The organism is Nocardia sp. NPDC047654 (assembly GCF_043205035.1).
Classification (GTDB): Bacteria; Actinomycetota; Actinomycetes; order Mycobacteriales; family Mycobacteriaceae; genus Nocardia.
The window spans coordinates 168,774-192,746 of record NZ_JBIDDF010000015.1 but is presented as its reverse complement, the minus strand read 5'-3'; the positions used below and the strand labels follow the sequence as shown (position 1 = coordinate 192,746).

Sequence of the window (23,973 nt, the reverse complement as noted above, 5' to 3'; positions counted from 1 at the left end):
TGGATGAGCGGGGCATCGTGCGGATCGGTGCGGAGGTCCGGGATGGGGACATCCTGGTGGGCAAGGTGACGCCGAAGGGTGAGACCGAGCTGACTCCGGAGGAGCGGTTGTTGCGGGCGATCTTCGGGGAGAAGGCGCGTGAGGTGCGTGATACCTCGTTGAAGGTGCCGCATGGTGAGTCGGGCAAGGTGATCGGTATCCGGGTGTTCTCCCGGGAGGACGATGACGATCTGCCGCCGGGTGTCAACGAGTTGGTGCGGGTGTATGTGGCCCAGAAGCGCAAGATCCAGGATGGTGACAAGCTCGCGGGCCGGCACGGTAACAAGGGTGTGATCGGCAAGATCCTCGCGACCGAGGACATGCCGTTCCTGCCCGATGGCACCCCGGTGGACATCATCTTGAACACCCATGGTGTGCCGCGTCGTATGAACATCGGCCAGATCCTGGAAACCCATCTGGGCTGGATCGGCAAAACAGGCTGGAACATTCAGCTCGCCGACGGCACGCGACCGGACTGGTCGAAGCGATTGCCCGAGGAGTTGCTGTCGGCGGCACCGGATACGAATCTCGCGACACCGGTGTTCGACGGGGCCCGCGAGGAAGAACTCGCCGGGTTGATGGCGTCCACACTGCCCAACCGCGACGGCGACGTCATGGTCGGGGCGGATGGAAAGGCGACATTGTTCGACGGCCGCACGGGTGAGCCTTTCCCGTATCCCATCGCGGTCGGTTACATGTACATCTTGAAGCTGCACCACCTGGTCGACGACAAGATCCACGCGCGTTCGACCGGTCCGTACTCGATGATCACCCAGCAGCCGCTGGGTGGTAAGGCACAGTTCGGTGGTCAGCGTTTCGGTGAGATGGAGTGCTGGGCCATGCAGGCCTACGGTGCGGCGTACACGCTGCAGGAGTTGTTGACCATCAAGTCCGACGACGTCGTCGGTCGCGTGAAGGTCTACGAGGCGATCGTCAAGGGCGAGAACATCCCGGAGCCGGGCATTCCGGAATCGTTCAAGGTCTTGCTCAAGGAACTCCAGTCGCTGTGCCTCAACGTCGAAGTGCTCTCAGCAGGTTCGGCCATCGAGTTCCAGCACGCCGACGACGAGATCGATCGCACCGCCGCAAATTTGGGCATCAACGTGTCCGGCAACGAGTCCGCTTCAGTGAACGATCTTTCGATCTGAGCGGGCTGTCGCGCGATTCGGGGCGCCGCGCACGGAACTGTCGCGAGACTCCGTGCGCGGTGCACCGGAACATGTGCGGCGAAGGTCTGTGCTGCCACGGTTCAGTGCAATGCCACGGTTGGAATAGGCGACCACATCCGGCCGGGACACCGAACTCGCATCACCAGCACGGGCCGACCGGGTAACCGGCCGAAAACCGCGAGTGGAACTCGTTATACCCGCGAGGCGTTGTTGGACGGCGGCTTGACCACTCCGACAAGCGATCCCGCGTTCATGGAATAGCTGTTGGATTTCAGTTGATCGCTGGAATTGCCCTCGATAGTGGTGATCCGGCCGGTTCGGGGATCCACGGACTCCACGATTCCCACATGGTCGGGGGTTCCGTCGCCTTCCCAGTCGAAGATGATCATGTCCCCCTTCTGGGCATTCGAGATATTCGAAGCCAACCCCATGTGCTTGGCATCGTTCCAGATGGCGGGCACATAGTTCTTGTTGGTCCAGTCGACGTTGTAACCGGCCTGATCCCACGTCCAGGTGGAGAAGGCCGCGCACCACGCGTCGTTGATGTTGTACGGGGCCTTGTAGAGCTTGCCGTCCGGACCGCGGAACATGGGGACGTTGTTGCCTCCGCTTTCGGAGACACCGAGCGCCAGTTGCTCCCGCGCCTTCGCGACGATGTCGTCCGGAGTCCCCGTACCTCGGGTCCAGGTGGCGTTGCTCGCGGTCGGCGCCCACGGAGACCGGGACCCGACGTCCGGCGCGTTGCCGTAGGGGTTGCGCGGGAGGTCGGGCATCATCTTGTAGATATCGCCCGCGTCCCTCTGCATACCGCTGTCCGCGTCCTCGATCGTGTCGTGCACACGGTCGACGCCCTCCAAAATCAGCTGCAACAGCCGATTTTCCTCGCCGGCGGTCAGGTGCAAGTTCCCATCGGGCAGACGGGTCAACTGGTGCTCCCCAGGTGCGCGACTCAACTCGGTTTTGAGCCCGGCCACGATCCCTTTGACATCCTGGAACGCTTTGTTGGAGGTGTCGAAGCTCGCGATGGCGCTTTCGTTCACACCGTCGTTCTGCGCTTGCAGTTGTGACGTTTTATCCCGGAACGCACCGCGCTTGTCGTCATAGTTGTCGACCAGCACCGACGATCCTGGATCGAGCGTCTGGGCGCCATCCTTGGTGAGCTTTCGGCCGTCGGCGCTCAGCAGCTTCTTATCCGCCAGCCAAGCGATCATGTCCGGCTGGCCGCCGTCCCACCCGGACGCGAACAGCACGACCGCGTTCTGCATGTATACATTGGCGGCGTCGACAACCGCATTGAGACCATCGCTGGCATAGGCGGGATGCGGAAGGTCTTCGAGATCTATGTCACTCAGGGTAGTCATGCACGCCCTCCACCCGGCGCGGTCCACACGGCCGTTCTCCGCAGGCCGACAAACAGCATCCGTAACCTCACTCGGCCGAGACCGCCGGACGTCGTGGCGGCACACCCATCTCTACGGCCGAGTATCGGGCATTCCCGGCATTGGCAACTCGCGACGCCCGCGACGGCCGTTTCTCACGGGGCGAGCACTCAGCTGTGTTTGGTGGCCGAGGCGCGCAGCGCCGCCACCGAAACCCGGTCGCGGGATTCGACGTGTCACCGCACGAATGTTGTGTGAACAGCGGGAAGCCCGGCTCAGAGGGTCAGACGCACCATGTCCGCGGTCCGCGCCAGACCCGGGAACGCCTGCGGAGTCGACCGCGGGTGCAGCGCGTGCACCGCGAGCCGGAACATGACCGCGCGCAACAACATCTGCGGCCACTCCGGCAGGTCCGCCCAGCGTTCGAGCAACCCGTCGTCCGCGCCGCCCCAGGCCAGTGCGTCCACCACGATCACGCCGGCCGCCCAGGGCGCGGGCCGCCAGTACGGGGTGATGTCGGCGAGGCCGGGGACCTGCGCGCCCGCGAACAACACGGTGCCGAACAGGTCGCCGTGTACCAGCTGCGGCGGCGTCTGCACCGGTTTGCGGAGGGTGGCCAGCTGACCGATCAGTTCGATGCTGCGCCGCCCGTCCGGGGACGTCGACAGCGAAGCGCCGCCCGCGCGGAGGCTGCGCAGCGGCACCGGCTCCCAGGCGGCGCGATCGGCCGCGACGAACACATCGACGTCCACCCACGGCACGACGGGAGGCTGCGAGAGGAAGCGCGGCCGCTCGAGGTGCGCCGTCGCCTGGTGCAGGCGCAGGGACACCGAGACCACCTCGTCGTGCCGTGGCTCGGGCGCGCCCTCCAGATAGGTGTCCGCGCGCCACCCGGACACCACGTAGCGGCCGTCGGTCGCCCGCACCGGGCGCGCCAGCCGCAAGCCGTCCACCTTCAGCGTCTCGCGGATCTTCGCCGACCACGCCGCGCGCGCGTGATCGGCGACCGGACTGAGCACCACGTCACCGAAGCGCCAGCCGCCTTCCCAGTCGCCGATCGAAACCGGGGTCACTTCGCGCAGACCGAACGTGGCACGCACATGCTCGGGAGGTTCCACAGAAGTCACGGCCGTACGGTACGCTGCGCCAGATTTGGCGCGCCTCCGGCGCGCCGTGTTCGCGGCCCCCTTGTGGCTCGCGTCCGAGTGACCGCCGCTGGCGACTGCGTCGCGGACGCGGCGGCCACTCGGACGCGAGCCGGGCCGCGAACGGCGGATGCTCGGTCTCGCTTCGCTCGAAAGAGGGAGCTGAGGTTGTGTGGCCGCGTCTGCTGGCAACCTCCGCATTCGAGAACACCCGCTCGCAAGTCGACCACTTCCCTAGCGAGCCATCGGCCTGTCCGGCGCGCCCGGTAGTTCGAGTCGCCGGCGCTGTGCCGGTCCATGACCGGGGCCGAATTCCGTGAATATCACACCGATCGGCCGCCACTTTCCTGCGCGGCGAGGCGCGCAGGCGTTCATCGCCTCAGTACACCGGCAGCGACTTGTCCACCTGGTTGGCCCACGCGATCACGCCGCCCTGCAAGTGGGTGGCGTCGGAGAAGCCCGCGCGTTTGAGCGCGGCCAAGGCCTCGGCGGAGCGCACGCCCGTCTTGCAGTGCAGCACGATCGGACGGTTCTGCGGCAGCTCGGCCAAGGCCTCGCCGGACAGGATGCGGTCCTTCGGGATCAGTCTGGCGCCTTCGATGTGCACGATGTCCCACTCGACCGGCTCGCGCACGTCGATCAGCTCGATCGGCTTGCCCGACGCCAGCAGTTCCTCGAGCTCGCGCGCGGTGATCGTGGATCCGGCCGCGGCCGCCTGGCCCTCCTCGGACACCACGCCACAGAACGCCTCGTAGTCGATCAGCTCGGTGATCGGCTGACGCTCCGGATCGCGGCGCAGCTGGATGGTGCGGTAGTTCATGTCCAGTGCGTCGTACACCATCAGCCGCCCCAGCAGCGGCTCGCCGATGCCGGTGATCAGCTTGATGGCCTCGGTCACCATCACCGAACCGATGGACGCGCACAGCACGCCGAGCACGCCGCCCTCGGCGCAGGACGGAACCATGCCGGGCGGCGGGGCCTCCGGGTACAGATCGCGGTAGTTGATGCCGCGCCCGTCCGGAGCGTCCTCCCAGAACACCGAGACCTGGCCCTCGAAGCGATAGATCGAGCCCCAGACATACGGCTTGCCCGCCAGCACCGCGGCATCGTTCACCAGGTAGCGGGTGGCGAAGTTGTCGGTGCCGTCGACGATCAGGTCGTACTCGCGGAACAACTCGATCGCGTTCTCCGGTTCCAGCCGGATCTTGTGCAGCCGGACGTCTATGCCGGAGTTGATCTCCAGGATCGAATCACGCGCGCTGTCGGCCTTGGGGCGGCCGATATCGGATTCACCGTGGATGATCTGACGTTGCAGGTTCGAGGCGTCGACCTCGTCGAACTCGACGATGCCGAGCGTGCCGACACCCGCGGCGGCCAGGTACAGCAGGGCGGGCGAGCCGAGACCGCCCGCGCCGATCACCAGCACCTTGGCGTTCTTCAGACGTTTCTGCCCGTCCACGCCGAGATCGGGGATGATCAGGTGTCGACTGTAGCGGGCTACCTCATCCCTGGTCAGCTCCGCGGCCGGCTCGACAAGTGGCGGCAGGGACTTGGGTGATGACACGTCCAGGACTCCTCGAATCGCTTGGCCGATCGCTGCGGCGGTGTGACGCCCGTATCGGGCTGGCTCAACTGTGCAACACCGACGACCGGACCGTTCTTCCCGCCCATCGTTCCGTATACCCGGCGCGCCGCGACTACCACCCTCCCCATCCGACGAACGCTGCCCTCCCATGGCGACGTTATCGGCCTGACCTCGGGTTCGAGCGAAGCGAGACCGAGCATCCGCCGCTCACGGCCCAGCTCGCGTCCGACTGACTCGCCACGCCGCCAACCACGGCGAAACCCAGATCACGCGGCCACCGCCCTACGAGCCCACCAACCGAACTCCCGGTCCCGAGCGAAGCGAGACCGAGCATGCGCCGTTCGCGGCCCGGCTCGCGTTCGCGCGGCCGCCGCGTACGCGACGAAGGAGCAAGCGGCGGTCGCGCGAACGCGAGCCACAAAGGGGCTGCGAACACCCAGCGCCGCAGGCGCTGGAAAAACCAACACAGCCTATCCCCGAGGGTAGGGCCAGGGGTTGAAGCGGCAGTGCTTGCCGTCCATCGGGACCACGCCGTGCGGATCGAGGGAGGCGATGTCGTCGTTCTTGGTGCCGAAGGTCTGCTGCATCATCACCGGAGCCAGCCCGCCGTCGGTCTCGCACGGCTGGTGCTGGTGGTAGCCGATGGCGTGGCCGACCTCGTGGTTGATCAGGTATTGCCGGTAGGACCCGATGTCGCCTTCGAAGGCGAGCGCGCCGCGCACCCAGCGGACGTCCGACAGCACCACACGGCGGTCGTCGGCGTTGTAGCAGGAGGTATCGATCGGGATGTCGAAACCGCATTCCTTGCGGCTGGATCCCCGGGAGGTGAGCGACACGCGGAAGTCGGCGTCACCCTGATCGACCCGGCGGAACGCGAACTTGGGGTCGTGCACCCAGCTCTTCGGATTGGCCAGGGTGGAATCGACCATCTTGGCGATGGCCTCGTCACCGCCCAAGCCGGAGGTGTCGACGCCGTTCTCGATCTCCACGGTGTAGCGGAAGACGGTGGTGGTTCCGGTGCCGACCTGGGCGGTGGCGCCGGGCACCACGTGCCAGTCGCCCGCGCCGGTCTCGGCGAACGCGCCGCCCTCGGGCAGTGCCCCGGCGGGTAGATCGGTGGAGAAGTGCCCGTCGCCCGGCGGGGCGCCGATGATGCCCGCGGTGGCGGTGGCAGTACTGAGGCGCCCGAGCCCCGGATCCGAGCCCGCGATGCTGTCGGGGTCGGCGGCGCGGATCGCGTCCACGACGACCAGGACGGTGATCGCGACCAGAACGGGCAACGCATACGCCCGCCAGCCGTAGGTCGAGACGAATCTGCCGAGCGCGCTCTGCTTCTTGGCGTCGCGATCGGGTCGGCCGCGGTCCCTGCCGTCGTCGGGGGAAGTGGGATCCCATCGGGCGCGCAGCGGCTGATGGGATCGTTCGGACTTGTGCGAGTAGAGACCCAGCGGGTCGTAGACCTCGACGGCGTCTCGATCGGGCTGCTCCGGATCGGGCTGTGACACAACGGGTTCGGGCGGTTTGCGGCGCTTGCGCTCTTTCTTCCCGCGACCGGGTGACCCGCCGCCTGCCCCCGACCGCTCGACCGCGCCGGTTCGAGCCGCACCATCGGATCGCGCCTCTGGCCAGGTTCTCGCCATGTGGTCCGACCCTACGGAACCGGACGCGCCGGAGCCAGCCGGGCGGCGCGCACCGCGCCGTCCGGCGGGGGTTCTCTCCGGTCGGTCGGTCACGTTCACCAGCGTCTCACAGCAGCGAATCCCCACTCACGGGCACACCTCGCGGCCCCGTCGGTGCGAGAATCCTTTCCGGGTGGCACCAGTTGCCCGGCCCCGATCCGCGGGCGGGCGACAACCGGGTATCGTTCATGAGATAACCCGGTGCACACCCCTTTGCCGGGGAATCGACTGGGAGAGCCGAAATGACTGACCTCGTGGACCGGATGACGTCCCGTAGATCGTCGTCCGAGGCCATGGCACCCGCCAAACGCGGTACCCGGCTTCCGCGCGACGAGCGACGTCAACAGCTACTCGCGGCGGCAAGCGAAGTCTTCGTGCAGCGCGGGTACCACGCCGCCGGCATGGACGAGATCTCGCAGTGCGCCGGGGTGAGCAAACCGGTGCTGTACCAGCACTTCAGCAGCAAGCTGGAGCTCTATCTCGCGGTGCTGCAGAACTACGTGGACATGCTGGTGTCCAGCGTCCGCCAAGCGCTGCGCTCCACCACCAGCAACAAGCAGCGTGTGCGTGCCGCGGTGCAGGCGTACTTCGACTTCGTGGACAACGAGATGCAGGGCTTCCGACTGGTCTTCGAGTCCGACCTGACCAGCGAGCCGCAGGTGCAGCGCCGGGTCGAGCAGGCCACCGAGGCCTGCGTGGACGCGGTCTTCGACCTGGTCGCGCACGACTCGGGCCTGGACCCCTACCGTGCCCGCATCCTGGCCGTCGGCTTGGTCGGCGCGAGCCAGTTCACCGCGCGGTACTGGCTGGAGGCCGATCGGCCGATTCCGAAGGAGGAGGCGGTCGACACCACCGTCTCGCTCGCGTGGGGCGGCCTGAAGCACGTGCCGCTGCACCCGATCGACTGAGCGGTCCCGACGACGAACGAGCCCCTGTCCCCGAGCTATCGGGGGCAGGGGCTCGATTGCGTATGGGCGGACCGGGAATCAGACCGCGGCGAAACCGACGCGGCCGCCGGTGGTGGAACCGATCTCGACGTAGGCGACCTTCGACGCCTGGATCAGGAACTTGCGGCCCTTCTCGTCGGAGAGCGACAAGACGCCACCGTCGCCGCCGCCGAACGCACCGGACACCAGCGCCTCGACCTCGTCCTGGGTCTGCGCGCTGTTGATCACCAGCTCGCGCGGGCTATCCGAAATACCGATCTTGACCTCCACGGCCAACCTCCGAACCTGAGAGTCCTGTGCTGTCGAGTCCAGGCTAGTGGGGGCCGCCGAGGGCACTCACTTCGGCTCGATGAGCTGGATCTCCAATTCGATCTTGACGGTGTCGCCGAGCATGCCGGGCAGGGGGCCGCCGACGCCGAAGTCGGTGCGCTTGATGGCGCCGGTGGCGGAGAAGCCCGCGTGCCGGTCGCCGGTCGGGCCGAAGTCCTGCACGCCGCCCCACTCGACCTCCAGGGTGACCGGCTTGGTGATCGCGCCGAGCGTCGCCTCGCCCTCGACCTCGAAGGTCTCCGCGACGATTACCGGCCGGGTGGCGCGGAAGGTCAGCGTGGGGCGGTTGGCGACGTCGAGGAAGTCGGCGGTGCGGATGTGGGCGTCGCGGTCGGCGTTGCCGGTGTCGAAGGAGTCGAGGTGGATCGTCGCGCCGATGGTGGCCGCGCCCGATTCGTCGACCACGAATTCGGTCTCGAACCGGGTGAATCCGCCACGCACCTTGGAGATGCCGAGATGACGAATGGTGAAGGCGACCGAGGAGTGCGCGGTGTCGAGTGCCCACGAACCGGTTTTCAACGTGGTGGATTCCGAGGTGGATGTCATACCTCGACAATGAACGGACCGCGGTCCGCTAGCCAGACCGCCGTTATCCTGGACCTGACAGGGCGCGGATAACCGTCCTCGGACCGGGCACGATGGGACACATGGCTCGAAACGGATTCGCGGATTTCCTCATCGCGCGTCGCGCCGAATTGCGGCCGTCGGACGTCGGCATGCCCGCGGGCGGACGCCGCCGGACCCCTGGCCTGCGCCGCGAAGAGGTCGCCGTCCGCGCGGGGGTGAGCGCCGACTACCTTGCCCGGCTGGAGCAGGGACGCGACACCAACCCGTCGGTCGCGGTGATCGACGCCTTGGCCGACGCACTGTTGCTGAGCGGCGACGAACGCCAGCACTTCGGCATGCTCGCACTCGCCTCGGGCAACGAATCCCGGTGCCCCGGCAACGAATCCGCCGCAGAAGAGGTGGCTCCGACGATCGAGAGCATCCTGCGGGCCTTGCAGCCGACGCCGGCCTTCGTGGTCGGCCGGAGGCTGAACGTGCTGAGCTGGAACCAGGCGTGGGCCGATTTCGTCGCCCCACTGGGGCTGCTGGACGGAGCCGACCGGCCCAACCTCGCGTGGTACACCTTCGCGCATCCCGGGGCGCGGCGCGTCCTGCGCAACTGGGAGCAGGCCGCCGACGCCTTCGCCGCCGCACTCGGCCGCGCCAAACTGCACTGGCCGGGCGACGACGCACTGCTGGAGACGATCGAGGCGCTGCGCGAACTCCCGGAATTCGCGCAGCGCTGGAAGCCGCATCGGGTGGGCGCCGCGGGCTCCGGGATGCTGCACCTCGACCATCCCGTGCACGGCATGATCGAGGTGCCGTTCGAGACCCTGGAAGCCGACCGCGACCAGAGCGTCGTCGTCTGGCTGGCCGACCGGGCGAGCACGCTCGCGCCCGGCTTGCGGCTGGTGACCGACCGCGCGGCGAACGCCTAGCCCGCGCTCAGATGCCGAGTACCGCCATGCGCTCGGCGTGACTGTCCTGCATCCGCTCGATGAGCGCCGCGATGCCGTTGAGGTCGCCGGTGGCGGTGAGCACCAGGTCGGTGAGTTCGTCGCGCTGCGCCATGACGTATTGGGCCTGCGTGAGCGCCTCGCCGAGCAGCCGCCTGCCCCAGAGGGTGAGCCGGTCGCGTTCGGAGCGGCTCTCGGTGACCGCGCGGCGCACCTCCTCGACCACGAACTCCGAGTGCCGGGTCTCGGCGAGCACGTCGCGGACCACCGCGGCGACATCGGGAGTCAGCGCGCCCGCGATCTCGGTGTAGAAGTCCGCGGCGATGCCGTCACCGACGTAGAACTTCACCATCGACTCGAGCCACGTCGACGGGTCGGTGGAGGCGTGGTAGTCGTCCAGCGCGCGCACGAACGGCGCCATCGCGTCGAAGACATCGGCGCCCCGCGCCGCCAGCGCGGACTCCAGCGTCTTGAAATGCTCCATCTCGGCCGCGGCCATCTTCGCCACCGCCACCTTGCCCCGCAGGGTCGGCGACAGCTTGGCCTCCTCGGCCAGCCGGTAGAACGCGGAGATCTCGCCGTAGGCGAGCACCGCGAACAGGTCGGTCACGCCGGGATGACTCGCGGGGATGAAGAGGCTTGCTGGGTCGGTCGACGAAACACCTGACGCGGCAGGTGACTGTGCTCCCATGTGCCCCAGCGTAATACTCACGGCGATTCAGGCGGTCTCGGCCAGGAACTTCTCGAGGTAACTCCATGTCGTGTCACGCGCGGTCGGTGCGGCCAGGATGCCCAAGTGGCTGCCGGGGGCGCTCTCGTAGCGGACCATCGCCGCTCCGGTGAGCACGCGGGCGCCCGCCTCGACGGCGGGAGCCGGGGTGATCACGTCGGAGGGCCCGCCCACGAGCAGGACCGGCGCGGTCACATCCGCCAGTTCTATCCGGCGTCCGCCCAGCACGACGACACCCCGCCCGATGTCGTTGGCGAGGATGAACCGGCCCCACAGCTGGCCGTAGAAACGGCCGGGGTACCCGGGCATCTCGGCCATGAACCGATCGATCGTCTCCATCTTGGCCAGCGCCTCGGTGCGCGCGATATTGCTCGCGACGAACCACGGCCGGGTCAGCTCGCGGTCCCAGGCGGTGATCCTGTAGCCGATTCGAGTCAGTGTCGCAGGAACGCCACCGGCCGCGCGGATGACGGTGGAGGTGGCCCGGCCGCCGGTGAGTTCGGCGACAGCGCGCAGTTGCGGCACGCCGGTCATCCGGTCGTAGTCCAGCGGTGAGCCGACGGCCGTGATGGAGCGGATGGGCAGCTCGGGGTGCGCCGCGGCGGTCAACAAGGCCAGCGTGCCGCCGAGTGACCAGCCCACCAGATCGACCGCGCGTCCGTCGCGATCGGCGCTGGTGCGCAGCACCGCCTCGGGCAGGATGTCATCGATCCAGTCCTCGAAACCCATGTGCCGGTCGGCGAAGGTGATCTCGCCGTAGTCGACGACATACGGGCTGCGGCCGATCTCCAGCAGGAAGCGCGCCAGGCTCTGGTCGGGCCGCAGGTCGAAACAGCTGGCGGGCGCGGCTAGCGGTGGTACCAGCAGGACCGCCGAATCCCCTTCGGGCACCGTGGCGTCCGCTCGCTCGAAGCGCCGCAGTTGCCGATGCGGCTGGTCCCACAGGATCGTCGCGGGAGTCGGGTCCGGCGCCTCGATGCCGGAGCCGAAGGTCAGTGCCCACGCGTTGCGTGCGGCGAGGGTGACAGTGTCGGCAAGGCTCACATCGAAGAGAGTCTCATATTCCGGTACCGCCGGTAACAGGCAAGCCCCGGAGCGCGCTACCGCGGGCCCATGCCGACCGGGTTGAGCGGCGGGACCACGGCCTCCTGCACGCTGCGCACCAGCGGCTCGAGCGACGTGGTGAGTTCGGTGATCGCGTCGGCCGACAGCACCGCGAGCGCGCCGGTCCACGCCGCGTCGTCGGTCTCGGCCTCGACTTCGGCGAGCAGCTGCGCGCCGCTGCCGGTGAGGGTGGGGGTGACCGGTTCGCCTTCCACCAAGCCCCGGGCGCGCAACTCGTCGAAGGCATCGGCCCACTCCGCCTCCGACACCCCGCGCGCGGGGCGCATCACCGATTCGGGCGCCTTACCCGCGGCCACCTGGGCGACCAGCGCTTGACGTCCACTGAGACCGTGGGTGACCAACGCCGCGACATGGCCGTCGCCGCGGTGCTCACGCAGCGAGGTGCTCAGCTGCCACAGCGCCGCCACCGGGTCGGACGACAGCGGCAGGTCCGCGTTCGCGGCGAACAGCGCCCGGCCGGTCGGATCGGCCGCCCGCTGCGCGGGCGTGAGCAACTCCACCGCGCGAGCGCACACCGCGTCACCCGCGCCGATGCCGCGCAGCAGACCGGTGGCCAGGTCGAGGCGGGCGGTCAGGCAGCTTTGCGGCGTCGCCCGCTCCCACGCCTCCGGCAGCGCGCGCCGCACCATGTCGGGGTGGAATCCGGCGAAGACCGCTTGCACCGTCGCGGGTGTCACCGCGCCCAGCGGTGCGGCACGGAAAGCGAAGTAGGTCTGCCAGTAGCCGCGCAGGCCGATACCGACGCCCGCCTCCTTGACGCCGGTTCCGAAATAGACCACATCGTGTAGCGGTTCGAGCGTCGCCCAGATTTGCCGAGCCGGATGAATTCCCATGTGGCGCAGCGTACGTGGGGGCGCGGTGCGGCGAAAGCACGCGACGGGTCCGGCGGATTTCCGGGAGCGCGCCGCAGTGGCAATTCGAGCGACGCACAATATCACGCTACAATCGCGTCGGACAACGGAAAGTTTCGCTCGACAGAGTTGCCGGACGTCGCGCTCACGCACATCGCGGAGACGCCGCTGCGACCGCTGACCGGTTTCGGGTGCGAAGTTTTCGTTGGACAGGAAAATGTGCGCGCACCAATCCGCGTCACCAGTGCGCCGCGCCGATGTTTTGCGAGGTAGCCGCCGCTTATCCCGGCAGGCGCCCGGCATCCGGAGCGTGGCCGGGTGAAGTATCGCCTGCGGAGTCGTGGTCGTCGCGGACCGCCCGGTCCGCCCCACCTCGTGCGCGCGGGACGTGATTACGAGGAAGGCACGAACCCTGAGCAAGATCACAGTCGATCAGGAACCAGGCCTGGCGGAGACCCTGTTGACGGCCGAGCTGGACGCAACGCACACCGCCCCGACTTTCACCGAATTGGGCGTGCGCGCGGAAATCGTCCGCGCACTCGGCGAGATCGGAATCGAACGTACTTTCGCCATTCAAGAACTGACCCTTCCACTGGCGCTCGCCGGGGAAGATCTCATCGGTCAGGCCCGTACCGGTATGGGTAAAACCTTCGGATTCGGCGTTCCGCTGCTGCACCGCATCGCGACCGCGGAATCCGGCACGACGCCACTGGACGGCACACCGCGCGCACTGGTCATCGTGCCGACGCGTGAGCTGTGCATCCAGGTCACCAAGGATCTGGAGAACGCGAGCAAGTACCTGACCAATCACCAGGGCCCGCTGCGCGTCGCGTCCATCTACGGCGGCCGCCCCTACGAGGCGCAGATCGCGGCGCTGCGCGCGGGCGTCGACGTGGTGGTCGGCACGCCCGGCCGGCTGCTGGACCTGGCAGACCAGCAGCACCTGATCCTCGGCAAGATCGGCGTGCTGGTGCTCGACGAGGCCGACGAGATGCTCGACCTGGGCTTCCTCCCGGATATCGAGCGCATCCTCGGCATGGTCCCGGACAAGCGCCAGACCATGCTGTTCTCCGCGACCATGCCGGGACCGATCATCACCCTGGCGCGCACCTTCCTCACCCGGCCCACGCACATCCGGGCCGAGGAGCCGCACGACTCGGCGGTGCACGACCGCACCGCGCAGTTCGTCTATCGCGCGCACGCCTTGGACAAGAGCGAGTTGATCGCGCGCATCCTGCAGGCCGAGAGCCGCGGCGCGACGATGATCTTCACGCGCACCAAGCGTACGGCGCAGAAGGTGGCCGACGACCTCGCCGAGCGCGGGTTCGCGGTGGGCGCTGTGCACGGCGACCTGGGGCAGATCGCCCGCGAGAAGGCGCTGACCAAGTTCCGCAAGGGCACCATCGACGTGCTGGTCGCCACCGACGTCGCGGCGCGCGGTATCGATATCGACGACGTCACGCACGTCGTCAACTATCAGTGCCCGGAAGACGAGAAGACCTACGTGCACCGGATCGGGCGCACCGGCCGGGCGGGACGCACCGGCGTCGCGATCACGCTGATCGACTGGGACGAGCTCAACCGCTGGTCGGCGATCGACAAAGCGCTCGGCCTCGGCATCCCCGACCCGGTCGAGACGTACTCGCGCTCGCCGCACCTGTACTCCGATCTCGGTATTCCCGAAGGCGTGACGGGCGTGGTGCGCAAGGCGCAAGTGGAACGCGACGCGGACGCGGTCGTGGTCGAACGCCCGGCCCGCACCCCGCGCAAGCGCAACCGCAGGCGCACCCGCGCCGGGCAGCCGATCGACGGCGCGCCGAACCTCACCGACGCGGCCGAGACCGACTCGCCCGCGGACGCCGAGAGCACGTCTTCGGAGCAGGCGGGGGCGGAGTCCGAGGCCGACAAGCCCGCACGCCGCAGGCGCAGGCGGCGCAAGCCGAGCGCCGACGGGACCGACAACACCGCCGGCGACGAGTCGAGCACCGAGGCCTCGGACGAGCACGGCGGCTCGGATGACAACGACGCGGACGAGACCGGCACCGTCGACCGGCCCGCTCGTCGTCGGCGTAGGCGCCGTCGTGCCGGCGAGGGCGACGCGGCGGCGGAGGACGCCGGGAGCGCGGCGGAGCCCGCCGCAGCGGCCTCCGCCTGACCGCTCGGATCGGCTAGTCTCGCTTTCGTGCTCGCACCCGAGCGGCGGACGCGCGCCGATATCATCTCCGCAGTCGCGATCGCGGTTCTCGTGGTGATCGCCGGGGCCTTGGTGTGGGTGCGCGGCGACGCGCACGGCACCGAGTCGGTGACCGCGTCCTCCACGGTGCCGACCCCTGCGGCGGCCGATCAACTGCCTGCCGCGCTGCGCGAACTGTGGCACGCGCCGGACGGCGCGAGCGCGCGTGCGCTCGTGTCCGGCGGCGTCGCGGTGACCGGCGACGGCGACACGGTCACCGGCCGGGATCCGCGCACCGGTGACCAGCTGTGGAAGTACCGGCGCGACTTGCCGCTGTGCGGGGTCGAAGGCCAGTACGGCATGGTGATCGCGGTCTACCGCGACGAGCGCGGGTGCAGCCAGGCCACGATGCTGGCGGGTGACAGCGGCGCCCGCCGCACGGCGCGCAGCAGCTACATGGACCGCGACGTGCGGCTGTCGGTCGACGGCACCTACCTGCTCGCGCAGGGACCGCAGCGGCTGGAGATGTGGCGCTCGGACCTGGTGCGCACCGTGGAGTACGGCTTCGTCGACGCCCCGGTGAACGTCAAGACCCAGCCGCGCAAGGGCTGCACGCTGCTGTCCTCCGGCTCCAGTCCGTCCCGGCTCGCCGTGCTGGAACGCTGCCCCGCCGACCCGGCCGAACGGCTCACCGTGCTGAACCCGGCCCCCAAGGACAACACGGTGCCGGAGGAGTACGGCTCGCACGTGTTGACCGGTCCCGGAGCGGATTCCGCGGAAGCCCGGGTGATCGCGGTGTCCGACAGCCGGATCGTGCTCTACTTCCCCGGCGTCACCACCGGTGCGGAGTCGCTGCCGCCGCGCCTGGCCGTCTACGACGGGAACGGCAATCCTATTGTGGTGCATCAGCTTTCGGCGCCGCTGAGCCAGACGGCGACGACCACCCGCATCGGTTCGGCCTATCTGGTCTTCACCGGTAACAGCGTGATCGCCTTGAACGGCAGCACTTTCGACCCGCTGTGGACCGCGGGCGCGGCGCTGGGCGCACCGGCGCTGATGGCGGGAAAGTTGCTGCTGCCCACCGCCGGCGCGCTCACCGTCCTCGACCCCGCCACGGGAGCCGAAGCGGGGCGTATCCCGGTGGAGCGACCCGGCTACGGCGGCGGCCCCATCTCCCTCACCGTGATCGGGACGACCGTACTCGAACAGCGCGAGGGCGAACTGCACGCCTTCGCGTGAGACCCGGCGAACTTGTCGGTGCCGTGGAGCACACTGGCGGCATGAGCGAAACCCCCGCCGCCGCAAGTGAAAACAGTGCTGCTATCACCTCCTACGACGATCCGGACGCGCCGTGGAACCAGCAGTACTCCGACGAAGACATCACGCACTGGAACGACGGTGTCATCCAGGAGTTCCGCGACAACGCGGGCAAGGTCGGCGGCGCGTACGAAGGCGGTGAATTGATCCTGCTCACCACCACCGGAGCCAAGAGCGGCAAGACGCACATGGTCCCGCTCGGCCTGTTGCGCCGTGACGAAACCCTTTACGTGAGTTCGTTCATCGAGGACCGATACCCCGCCTGGTACCACAACGTGAAAGCCGATTCCGCCGTCACCGTCGAGTTGGGGCCCACCACCCATCGAGGCACGGCACGGGCGCTGGAGGGAGCCGAGTACGACGAGTTCGCGGCGTGGGTGATGGCGAACAATCCGTTGCTGGCGGACTACCAGGCCAAGGTCTCGCGGCCGCTTCCCCTGGTGGTGCTCGAACTGGGGGACCCGATCGAGTCCTAGCTCCCGGCGGTGGGCGCGGGTTCGGCTCCGGAGGGCGTCCGATCCAGCGCACCGCCATGATCATCGGTGGACCATCATGGAGACATGTCCCCACTCGACGATGCCCGCGTTGTGCTGCTCCGGCACGGCGAGACCAGCTGGTCCACACAGCGGCGGCACACCGGCCGCACCGATCTCCCGCTCACCGAGCGCGGCGAAGAGCAGGCCAAGGCGGCGGGGGGCCTGCTCACCACACTGAACCTGCGAAACCCGCTGATACGCACCAGTCCTCGGCTCCGTGCGAGACGCACCGCCGAGCTGGCCGGGCTCACCGGCGCCGTGGTGGACGACGAACTCGCCGAATGGGATTACGGCGCCTACGAGGGCCTGACCACCCCCCAGATCCGCGAGACCGTACCCGGATGGACCATCTGGACCGGTCCGGTCCCGGACGGCGAGACCGCCCGGCAGGTATGCGAGCGCGCCGATCGGGTGCTGGCCGCCGTGCCGCCGGTGCTGCCGGAGCGGGATATCGTGCTGGTGGGGCACGGCCACTTCTCGCGCGCACTGATCGCCCGCTGGGCGGAATTCGACGTCCGGGAGGGCCGCCGGTTCGCCATGTCGACCGGCGCGCTGACCGTGCTCGGCTACGAACACGACGCGCGCGCGATCCGCGCGCACAACCTGGTACCCAATGGAGCGTCACTGTGACCCGAACCGTCCCCGCCGACCCCACCGCCGTCGACCTCGGCGCCGCCGTCCTGCGTCGCGCGGTCCCTTCCGACGTGCCCGCTCTGGTCGATCTCGTCTACGACCTGGCCGAATACGAGAAGGCGCGGCACGAATGCACGGTCACCGCCGAGCAGCTGCGCGCCGCGCTGTTCGGGCCGGAGCCGAAGGTGTTCGCGCATGTGGTCGCGGACGAGTCGGGCCTGCTGGGCTGCGCGATCTGGTTCCTCAACTTCTCCACCTGGGACGGCGTGCACGGCATCTACTTGGAAGACCTCTACGTCAAACCGGTGACCAGGGGCAAGGGCTACGGCAAGGCGCTGCTCACGGCCCTGGCGAAGGAGGCCGTCGACCATGGCTACAGCCGCGTGGCCTGGTCGGTGCTGACCTGGAACAAGCCATCGATCGACTTCTACGAGTCGATCGGCGCGGTGGCTCAGGTCGAATGGGCGGGCTATCGGCTGGCGGGTGACGCGCTCGGCAAGCTGGCCGCCGAGGCGCGGTAGCGGATGTCCTGGCTCCCGCCGTTCGACCTCGGGGCCTGGCCCACCACCGCCGAATCGGCCATGGCGATGCAGGACGAATTGCGGCCGCTGGTCTCGCCGGTGACCCCGCCGGGCGCACGGTTCCGCACGGTGGCCGGACTCGACTCGGCCTACGACGACACCGGCGCGGTGGCCGCGGCCGCGGTGGTCTTGGCGGCCGACACCCTGCACCCGGTCACGTCCGCGGTCGCGCACGGCGTCGCGGACTTCCCGTATCTGCCGGGCCTGCTCGCTTTCCGGGAGATCCCGGCGACCCTCGCCGCGCTCGGAAAACTGGACAGCGCACCTGATCTGCTGATCTGCGACGGGCAGGGACTCGCGCATCCGCGCCGCTTCGGCCTCGCCTGCCACCTCGGCCTGCTCACCGGGGTCCCGACGATCGGCGTGGCGAAAACCGTGTGGGGCGAGTATGCCGAACCCGGTCCGGAACGGGGCGCGGCCACCGACATCACCATCGACGCGGTGGTGGTCGGGCGCGCGTTGCGCACCAGAAGCGGCGTCAAGCCGGTGTTCGTCTCCGTGGGCCATCGCATCGACCTCGACACCGCATGCGCCCAGGTGCTGGCGCTGACCCCGCGGTACCGGCTACCGGAAACCACCCGCCACGCCGACCAGCTCTGCCGGGCGGCGCTGCGCGCGGCTGCCGGGGACTACTCCGGCTCGACCCCGTAGTCCTGGGCCATCCAGCGGGTGGACGCAGGCGCGAACAGCAGCACCAGCGCGGCGACCGCGACGACCCCGAGCGCAGCGCCGTAGACCGGCTGATGCGAGTCGGTGAGCAGCGACCAGGTGACCGGGAGCAGCAGCAACTGCGCGATCACCGCGATCGCGCGCCCCCAGCGCTTCCCCAGCAGCAGTCCTGCGCCCGCGGCCAGCACCGCGCCGCCGAGGATGCCGAACCAGGCCGCGGTGCCGTAGCCGCTGGTCGTGGATTGATCGTGTCCGAGCAGCCCACGCACCACCAGCACGATGGCGACGCCCACCGCGACCACGCCTTCCAGCGTCACCAGGGCACCCGCCGCCCGCACCGTCGTCGGCACCGCCCCCGCATTTCCGTCGCTCACGCCAGCGCCTCGCCCGCACTCGGCTCCGTCGTGCGCGACGGCGCACGGTGTCCTCGCTTTCCTCGCTGACGCTCGTTCACGCGGCAAGCCTACGACCCGCTCGGTGCCGCCCTCGTCCTGGCGTATGCCCGCGCAACGGCAGACGGGGCGCCGCTCGCCGCTTTTCCGGCGCGGGCCGGCGGCCAACTAGGCTGCCATCGTGCGGACGCTGCTGATCGTGAACCCGAATGCCACCTCCACCACGCCGGCGACCAGGGACCTCTTGGCGCACGCGCTGGAGAGCCGCACCCAGCTGACCGTTGCGCACACTCAGCACCGCGGCCACGCCGCGGAACTGGCCCAATGGGCGGCGACCAACGAGATGGACCTCGTCGTCGTGCACGGCGGCGATGGGACGGTCAACGAGACCATCAACGGCTTCCTGCCGTTGCCGGTCCTCGACGACGGTCAAGCCTGGTTGCCGCGCCTCGGTGTGATCCCCGGCGGCTCGGCCAACGTCTTCGCCCGAGCGCTCGGCATCTCCCCCGACCCGGTGACCGCCACCAATCAGCTCATCGACCTGCTCACGGTGGAGACCGATCGCCGGATCGGTCTCGGACTGGCCGACGACCGCTGGTTCTGCTTCAGCGCGGGCGTCGGATTGGACGCCGACGTGTGTGAGGCGATCGACGCCAGCCGCGCCCGCGGCCGCGCCGCCACTCCCGGGCGATACGTTCGAACGACCGTTCGGCAATTTTTCCGGGCAAAGCGCGACGAACCGGGCGTTCAAGTGGAAATTCCCGGCCGTGATCCGGTGGACGGGGTGCACTACGCCTTCGTAACCAACACCACACCGTGGACCTACCTGAACGCCACGCCGGTGCACACCAACCCCGGCACCCGGTTCGAAACGGGGCTCGGAGTGTTTGCGGTGCGCTCCATGGCCGTCGTCCCCACCCTGCTGCTCGCGCGCCAGCTCCTCGCAGCCGACGGAAACCCTCAGTCCCGCAATTTATTTCGCGAAGACGACGTTCCCACCGTACGAATCGAGTCCAAAGAACCCATCGGCCTGCAAATCGATGGCGACTTCATCGGCAAGCGCAACGTGGTGGATTTCACTGCCGTGCCCGACGTCCTCGCGGTCGTCGCTCCGCGGCCGCGCTGAGGGCGAAACACCCCCGAAAACATCGCGGGTAGTGCTGCGAAAACCCGGTGGAGCGAGTACAAAGGACCGGGCAGGCTTCCCCCTGTGGGGGCCTTCAGAGCGTGAGCTTCCCCACGGTGCACCGCGTGCCTATTGACATCTACGGTGTTCGTGAAAGCATTCACAAGCAACCGTGCGGAAACATTCGAGTCGCACAAGTGAACGAACCACAAACCCATAGGCGCCCCATGCGGCGCCCAGCAAAGGAGCAGAGGAATGGACTGGCGCCACAAGGCCATCTGTCGCGATGAGGACCCCGAGCTGTTTTTCCCGGTGGGTAACAGTGGTCCGGCGCTCGCGCAGATTGCCGATGCCAAGCTGGTCTGCGCTCGCTGCCCCGTAACCGCCGACTGCCTGTCCTGGGCCCTGAAGTCCGGACAAGACGCCGGCGTGTGGGGTGGTATGAGCGAAGACGAGCGCCGGGCGCTCAAGCGTCGCAACGCGCGCACCCGCACCCGCACTGTCGTCTGAGCCAGACGATCAGCATTACCGGGCCATTCAGCCCGGCCCGGTAACGCATTTCAGCCCGGCACCCATAGGTGCCGGGCTGTGTTGTTTATGCCCGCCGGATCACGAACTGGAAATACCCGGTCTCGCTTCGCGGAGGAAACGGGAACCGACCCAATACGGTTGCATGCAACGGCAATTGCCGCAATTGCGACCGGTCGGCGATTCGACTCGCGAATGCGCGGGACCTGTGCGAAAGTAGTCGGTTCTCCAGCGCATGGGACAAGTAGCGAATCCGGCCCGCACCTCGCATTCCACCCGATACGGACATTCCGACGGGTACTGCGCCGCAAGCCGCCGACCGCACCCGAGTAGCGCCCACCCGCGACCTCCGAGCAACAGGTCCCGGGAGTTCGCACGCGACCGGTGCCGAAGCGGCGGATCCGTCCACCGCCGATCGGTCAGCGGCCCGAACGACGGCCCAGCGGGACCCGCAGGACGGCATCGGTGCCGATATCGGCGCCTGGATGCAGGCCGATGGAACCGCCGAGTTCGGCGGTGACCAACGTCCGGACGATCTGGAGGCCGAGCCGATCGGAGGACTCCAGGCTGAACCCGGGCGGCAGGCCGCGGCCGTCGTCGCTGATGATCACGTCCAGCCAGCGCGCCGAACGCTCGGAACGGATTGTCACCGTGCCGTTTTCGCCCGAATCGAAGGCGTGCTCGATGGCGTTCTGCACCAGTTCGGTGAGCACCATCACCAGCGGGGTGGCGCGTTCGGCGGAGAACACACCGAGCGAGCCCGCGCGGCGCACCTTGATGCGCGTGGTGTGCACCGTGGCCACGTCGGCCATGATCGGCAGCAGCCGGTCGACGACCTCGTCGAGATCGACCTCTTCGTCCACCGACATCGACAGCATCTCGTGCACCGACGCGATGGAGGTGACCCTGCGCACCGACTCGGTGAGCGCGACCTGCGCCTCCTCGTTCTCGGTGCGGCGCGCCTGTAGGCGCAGCAACGCGGCGACGGTCTGCAGATTGTTCTTCACCCGGTGGTGGATCTCCCGGATGGTGGCGTCCTTGCTCAGCAGGGCGCGATCGCGCCGCTTGACCTCGGTGACGTCGCGGACGAGCACGGCGGCGCCGGCCAGCTCGCCGTGCGGGCGCAGCACGAGGGTGCGCAGCAGCACGGTGGCTCCGCGCGCCTCGACCTCCATCCGGCGGCCGGTCCGCCCGGCCAGCGCGGCCTGGATATCGCCGACCACTTCCTGGGCGTCGAATGGATCGGTGATCAGGGACCGGGTGGTGACGGCGAGATCCTGGCCGACCAGGTCGGCCTGCAGGCCCATCCGGTGATAGGCCGACAGCGCGTTCGGACTGGCGTAGACGACGATGCCGTCGGTGTCGAGCCGGATGAAGCCGTCCCCGGCGCGCGGGCTGGAATGGGTGGCCGCGCGATCCTCTGTGGTCGGGAAGGTGCCGTCGGCGATCATCTGGCACAGATCGTCCGCGCACGCCACGTACGCGCTCTCCAGCTGACTGCGCACCCGGGAGCGTTGCAGATCGGTGTCCCGGCTCAGCACGGCGATCACATCGTCACCGCAGCGCACGGGGATGGCCTCGCGAATGGCGTGCACCGGACGCGGGTGGTAGACGCCGGATGTCTCGACGTCGCTGTCGGCTCGCACGATATCGCCGCTGGCCAACGCCTCGAAAACTTGCGGATGTTCGGCTTGCACAGCGGACGTGCCGACCAGATCCTCTTGGTGCACGGTGTGGGCGGTGGTGGGACGGCACTGCGCGACACACACGATGTCCGCGCCCTCCGTCACCGGGCCCGCACCGACCCACAGCAGCAGATCGGCGAAGGACAGATCGGCCAGCAGCTGCCAATCGCCCACCACCCGCTGCAGATGGTCCACGGCGACCCCGGGGAGGTCGGTGTGCTCGGCCAGCAGCTCGCTCAGTGTCGCCATGCAGATCTACCGCCGCAATCGATCAGGAGATGACCGCGATCAGGTGGCCCGCCTTGATCGCGTCGCCCTCCTTGACGCCGATCGAAGTCACCGTACCGCTGGACTCCGCGAGCACCGGGATCTCCATCTTCATCGACTCGAGGATCACCAGGGTATCGCCCTCCCGGACTTCGTCGCCCTCCTTGGCGACGACCTGGTAGACGACCGACACCAGCTCGGCGAGCACTTCCTCAGCCATGGCACCCCATTCACTCGTTGGCCTGTATCCGCTGACGGTACAGCCAACCACACGTGAAAGAATGGCCTTCAATCAGAAGGGAGACTACTCATGGGTAAGCGCGGACGTAAGAAGCGTAGCCGCAAGGGGAACGCAGCCAACCACGGCAAGCGGCCCAACGCCTGAGCGCGACGCTCGGCTCGAAAAGCACGAAGCGGCACGCACTTCCAGCGGGAAGGCGTGCCGCTCACGTTTCACCGACCGGCTACTCCGAGGTGTCGACCGAGGTCTCCCCGACGACGAACGTCCGGCGGATCTCGATGGTCAGGCGCTCGCGCAACGAATCGGGCGCGCGATCACCGCCGCATTTGCGGCTGAGCAGGCTCTTGACCTTCTCCTCGATGCCGTAGGCCTCGATACACGGACTGCAGTGCTCCATGTGGTGCTGCAACCTCGCCCTGGTCGCCTCGTCGCACTCCCCGTCCAGCATCAACCACACGTCGGCCAGCACCGCCGTGCAGTCGAGCTCCATGTCGGGGTCCCGTTCGGTACTCACTGCTTGACCTCCTGGCGTTCCCCCGAACGGTTGAAACCGCGCTCGCGCGCGACATCGGCGAGCAAACCCTTCAGTTGCTTGCGGCCGCGATGCAGCCGGGACATCACCGTACCGATGGGCGTGCCCATGATGTCGGCGATCTCCTTGTACGGGAAGCCTTCGACATCGGCGTAGTACACCGCCATGCGGAACTCCTCGGGGAGTTCCTGCAACGCGGCCTTGATGTCGTCGTCCGGTAACGCGTCCAGCGCCTCGACCTCGGCCGAGCGCAGACCCTGCGAGGTGTGCTCGGCGGTCGCGGCCAGCTGCCAGTCGGTGATCTCGTCGGTCGGATACTGCGCGGGCTGGCGCTGCTTCTTGCGATAGGAGTTGATGTAGGTGTTGGTCAGGATCCGGTACAGCCAGGCACGCAGGTTGGTGCCCTCCCGGAACGACTTGAAGCCCTGGTAGGCCTTGACGTAGGTCTCCTGGACCAGGTCCTCGGCATCCGCCGGATTCCTGGTCATGCGCAGCGCGGCGCCGTAGAGCTGGTCGAGCAACGGGAGCGCGTCCCGTTCGAACCGCTGTGCCAGCTCGGCATCGTCGACGGCGCCGACATCGTCGGCCGCCACGTCATCGTCGCTCGTCACACCTGTCCCTTCGATCGCCGTACCTGCCAAATCTACCGGCATCGGCATATCGAAGGAGAATCCGCCGTCCGCCGGGGACACCTCGGTCCATACCGGGCGGTCGTCGAGCAGCACGGGCACAGGCATCTCCTTCACGTATCCATAGGGCCTGCTCACGCGCTGGAAACCAGTCCGAGCGCGGTGTACCGGCTACAACATGCG

At 68.4% G+C, this 23,973-nt stretch carries 25 protein-coding genes and 1 pseudogene; 12 read left to right on the top strand and 14 right to left on the bottom strand.

Going from position 1 to position 23,973, the window contains the following annotated elements; genetic code table 11:
* Positions 1-1,187, top strand: a pseudogene (locus ACGF7Y_RS29365) (DNA-directed RNA polymerase subunit beta); the annotation flags it as partial.
* A gap of 212 nt (positions 1,188-1,399) precedes the next feature.
* On the opposite strand, the gene ACGF7Y_RS29360 reads toward ACGF7Y_RS29365, so the two are convergent.
* From ACGF7Y_RS29360 to ACGF7Y_RS29345, 4 genes are all read right to left on the bottom strand, one after another.
* Positions 1,400-2,569, bottom strand: coding sequence for a CHAP domain-containing protein (locus tag ACGF7Y_RS29360; RefSeq protein WP_393239294.1), 1,170 nt, complete (start codon positions 2,567-2,569; stop codon positions 1,400-1,402).
* A 293-nt stretch (positions 2,570-2,862) separates the two neighbouring features.
* Complete coding sequence (locus tag ACGF7Y_RS29355) at positions 2,863-3,714, bottom strand: TIGR02569 family protein (RefSeq protein ID WP_393239292.1); 852 nt, start codon at positions 3,712-3,714, stop codon at positions 2,863-2,865.
* Positions 3,715-4,111: 397 nt separating this feature from the next.
* Positions 4,112-5,296: an adenylyltransferase/sulfurtransferase MoeZ gene (moeZ, locus tag ACGF7Y_RS29350; RefSeq protein ID WP_393239289.1), complete on the bottom strand. Its 1,185-nt coding sequence runs from the start codon at positions 5,294-5,296 to the stop codon at positions 4,112-4,114.
* Positions 5,297-5,787: 491 nt separating this feature from the next.
* Positions 5,788-6,957 carry a DUF3152 domain-containing protein gene (locus ACGF7Y_RS29345; RefSeq protein WP_393239286.1) on the bottom strand — a complete coding sequence of 390 codons (1,170 nt, stop codon included), beginning with the start codon at positions 6,955-6,957 and terminating at the stop codon, positions 5,788-5,790.
* A gap of 281 nt (positions 6,958-7,238) precedes the next feature.
* Here ACGF7Y_RS29345 and ACGF7Y_RS29340 point away from each other — a divergent pair, with 281 nt between their 5' ends.
* Positions 7,239-7,904: a TetR/AcrR family transcriptional regulator gene (locus tag ACGF7Y_RS29340; RefSeq protein WP_040869167.1), complete on the top strand. Its 666-nt coding sequence runs from the start codon at positions 7,239-7,241 to the stop codon at positions 7,902-7,904.
* Positions 7,905-7,982: 78 nt separating this feature from the next.
* On the opposite strand, the gene ACGF7Y_RS29335 is transcribed toward ACGF7Y_RS29340, so the two are convergent.
* Entirely contained in the window at positions 7,983-8,213 is a 231-nt protein-coding gene (locus ACGF7Y_RS29335) for a DUF3107 domain-containing protein (RefSeq protein ID WP_040869214.1), read from the bottom strand.
* Positions 8,214-8,279: 66 nt separating this feature from the next.
* On the bottom strand, positions 8,280-8,819 hold the full coding sequence (locus tag ACGF7Y_RS29330; protein ID WP_393239283.1) for a YceI family protein: 540 nt from the start codon (positions 8,817-8,819) through the stop codon (positions 8,280-8,282).
* 101 nt (positions 8,820-8,920) lie between these two features.
* Between ACGF7Y_RS29330 and ACGF7Y_RS29325 the strand changes: the two genes are divergently transcribed.
* A complete protein-coding gene (locus ACGF7Y_RS29325; protein WP_393239279.1) occupies positions 8,921-9,757 on the top strand; it encodes a helix-turn-helix transcriptional regulator in 837 nt (278 codons plus the stop codon).
* A gap of 7 nt (positions 9,758-9,764) precedes the next feature.
* On the opposite strand, the gene ACGF7Y_RS29320 is transcribed toward ACGF7Y_RS29325, so the two are convergent.
* Genes ACGF7Y_RS29320 through ACGF7Y_RS29310 form a run of 3 tightly spaced genes read right to left on the bottom strand, consistent with a single transcriptional unit; the run spans position 9,765 to position 12,463 of the window.
* Complete coding sequence (locus tag ACGF7Y_RS29320) at positions 9,765-10,466, bottom strand: ferritin-like fold-containing protein (RefSeq protein ID WP_393239276.1); 702 nt, start codon at positions 10,464-10,466, stop codon at positions 9,765-9,767.
* Positions 10,467-10,493: 27 nt separating this feature from the next.
* Positions 10,494-11,549, bottom strand: coding sequence for an alpha/beta hydrolase (locus tag ACGF7Y_RS29315; protein ID WP_393239273.1), 1,056 nt, complete (start codon positions 11,547-11,549; stop codon positions 10,494-10,496).
* Between the two features lie 56 nt (positions 11,550-11,605).
* Positions 11,606-12,463 (bottom strand): hypothetical protein, encoded by an 858-nt coding sequence (locus tag ACGF7Y_RS29310; protein ID WP_393239270.1) that lies wholly within the window; start codon positions 12,461-12,463, stop codon positions 11,606-11,608.
* Between the two features lie 409 nt (positions 12,464-12,872).
* Here ACGF7Y_RS29310 and ACGF7Y_RS29305 point away from each other — a divergent pair, with 409 nt between their 5' ends.
* The 6 genes from ACGF7Y_RS29305 (at position 12,873) to ACGF7Y_RS29280 (ending at position 18,372) form a co-directional block, all read left to right on the top strand.
* On the top strand, positions 12,873-14,636 hold the full coding sequence (locus tag ACGF7Y_RS29305) for a DEAD/DEAH box helicase (protein WP_393239329.1): 1,764 nt from the start codon (positions 12,873-12,875) through the stop codon (positions 14,634-14,636).
* A gap of 27 nt (positions 14,637-14,663) precedes the next feature.
* Positions 14,664-15,893 carry a hypothetical protein gene (locus ACGF7Y_RS29300; protein ID WP_393239267.1) on the top strand — a complete coding sequence of 410 codons (1,230 nt, stop codon included), beginning with the start codon at positions 14,664-14,666 and terminating at the stop codon, positions 15,891-15,893.
* Between the two features lie 41 nt (positions 15,894-15,934).
* The gene (locus tag ACGF7Y_RS29295; RefSeq protein WP_393239264.1) at positions 15,935-16,447 is read left to right on the top strand and encodes a nitroreductase/quinone reductase family protein; all 513 of its coding nucleotides are present in this window, start codon (positions 15,935-15,937) and stop codon (positions 16,445-16,447) included.
* A gap of 84 nt (positions 16,448-16,531) precedes the next feature.
* Entirely contained in the window at positions 16,532-17,137 is a 606-nt protein-coding gene (locus ACGF7Y_RS29290; protein WP_393239261.1) for an acid phosphatase, read from the top strand.
* Positions 17,134-17,661 carry a GNAT family N-acetyltransferase gene (locus tag ACGF7Y_RS29285; protein ID WP_393239258.1) on the top strand — a complete coding sequence of 176 codons (528 nt, stop codon included), beginning with the start codon at positions 17,134-17,136 and terminating at the stop codon, positions 17,659-17,661. The genes ACGF7Y_RS29290 and ACGF7Y_RS29285 overlap by 4 nt, the downstream gene beginning before the upstream one ends.
* 3 nt (positions 17,662-17,664) lie before the next feature.
* Positions 17,665-18,372 (top strand): endonuclease V, encoded by a 708-nt coding sequence (locus ACGF7Y_RS29280; RefSeq protein WP_393239255.1) that lies wholly within the window; start codon positions 17,665-17,667, stop codon positions 18,370-18,372.
* On the opposite strand, the gene ACGF7Y_RS29275 is transcribed toward ACGF7Y_RS29280, so the two are convergent.
* Positions 18,351-18,764 (bottom strand): hypothetical protein, encoded by a 414-nt coding sequence (locus tag ACGF7Y_RS29275; RefSeq protein ID WP_393239253.1) that lies wholly within the window; start codon positions 18,762-18,764, stop codon positions 18,351-18,353. The genes ACGF7Y_RS29280 and ACGF7Y_RS29275 overlap by 22 nt on opposite strands.
* Before the next feature lie 199 nt (positions 18,765-18,963).
* Between ACGF7Y_RS29275 and ACGF7Y_RS29270 the strand changes: the two genes are divergently transcribed.
* Positions 18,964-19,908, top strand: coding sequence for a diacylglycerol/lipid kinase family protein (locus ACGF7Y_RS29270; RefSeq protein WP_393239250.1), 945 nt, complete (start codon positions 18,964-18,966; stop codon positions 19,906-19,908).
* A gap of 255 nt (positions 19,909-20,163) precedes the next feature.
* The gene (locus ACGF7Y_RS29265) at positions 20,164-20,418 is read left to right on the top strand and encodes a WhiB family transcriptional regulator (RefSeq protein ID WP_011211115.1); all 255 of its coding nucleotides are present in this window, start codon (positions 20,164-20,166) and stop codon (positions 20,416-20,418) included.
* Positions 20,419-20,855: 437 nt separating this feature from the next.
* On the opposite strand, the gene ACGF7Y_RS29260 is transcribed toward ACGF7Y_RS29265, so the two are convergent.
* Both ACGF7Y_RS29260 and ACGF7Y_RS29255 read right to left on the bottom strand, forming a co-directional pair.
* Entirely contained in the window at positions 20,856-22,370 is a 1,515-nt protein-coding gene (locus ACGF7Y_RS29260) for a histidine kinase N-terminal domain-containing protein (RefSeq protein ID WP_357046112.1), read from the bottom strand.
* A 22-nt stretch (positions 22,371-22,392) separates the two neighbouring features.
* Entirely contained in the window at positions 22,393-22,608 is a 216-nt protein-coding gene (locus ACGF7Y_RS29255; RefSeq protein ID WP_357131864.1) for a biotin/lipoyl-binding carrier protein, read from the bottom strand.
* A 90-nt stretch (positions 22,609-22,698) separates the two neighbouring features.
* Between ACGF7Y_RS29255 and ACGF7Y_RS29250 the strand changes: the two genes are divergently transcribed.
* Positions 22,699-22,773 (top strand): 50S ribosomal protein bL37, encoded by a 75-nt coding sequence (locus ACGF7Y_RS29250; RefSeq protein WP_022597109.1) that lies wholly within the window; start codon positions 22,699-22,701, stop codon positions 22,771-22,773.
* A gap of 79 nt (positions 22,774-22,852) precedes the next feature.
* Here ACGF7Y_RS29250 and rsrA read toward each other — a convergent pair whose 3' ends face one another.
* Together rsrA and ACGF7Y_RS29240 are read right to left on the bottom strand one after the other, a co-directional pair.
* Positions 22,853-23,119 carry a mycothiol system anti-sigma-R factor gene (gene rsrA, locus ACGF7Y_RS29245; protein ID WP_393239326.1) on the bottom strand — a complete coding sequence of 89 codons (267 nt, stop codon included), beginning with the start codon at positions 23,117-23,119 and terminating at the stop codon, positions 22,853-22,855.
* Positions 23,120-23,139: 20 nt separating this feature from the next.
* Positions 23,140-23,772 carry a sigma-70 family RNA polymerase sigma factor gene (locus ACGF7Y_RS29240; RefSeq protein ID WP_063053296.1) on the bottom strand — a complete coding sequence of 211 codons (633 nt, stop codon included), beginning with the start codon at positions 23,770-23,772 and terminating at the stop codon, positions 23,140-23,142.
* Positions 23,773-23,973 lie beyond the last annotated feature (201 nt).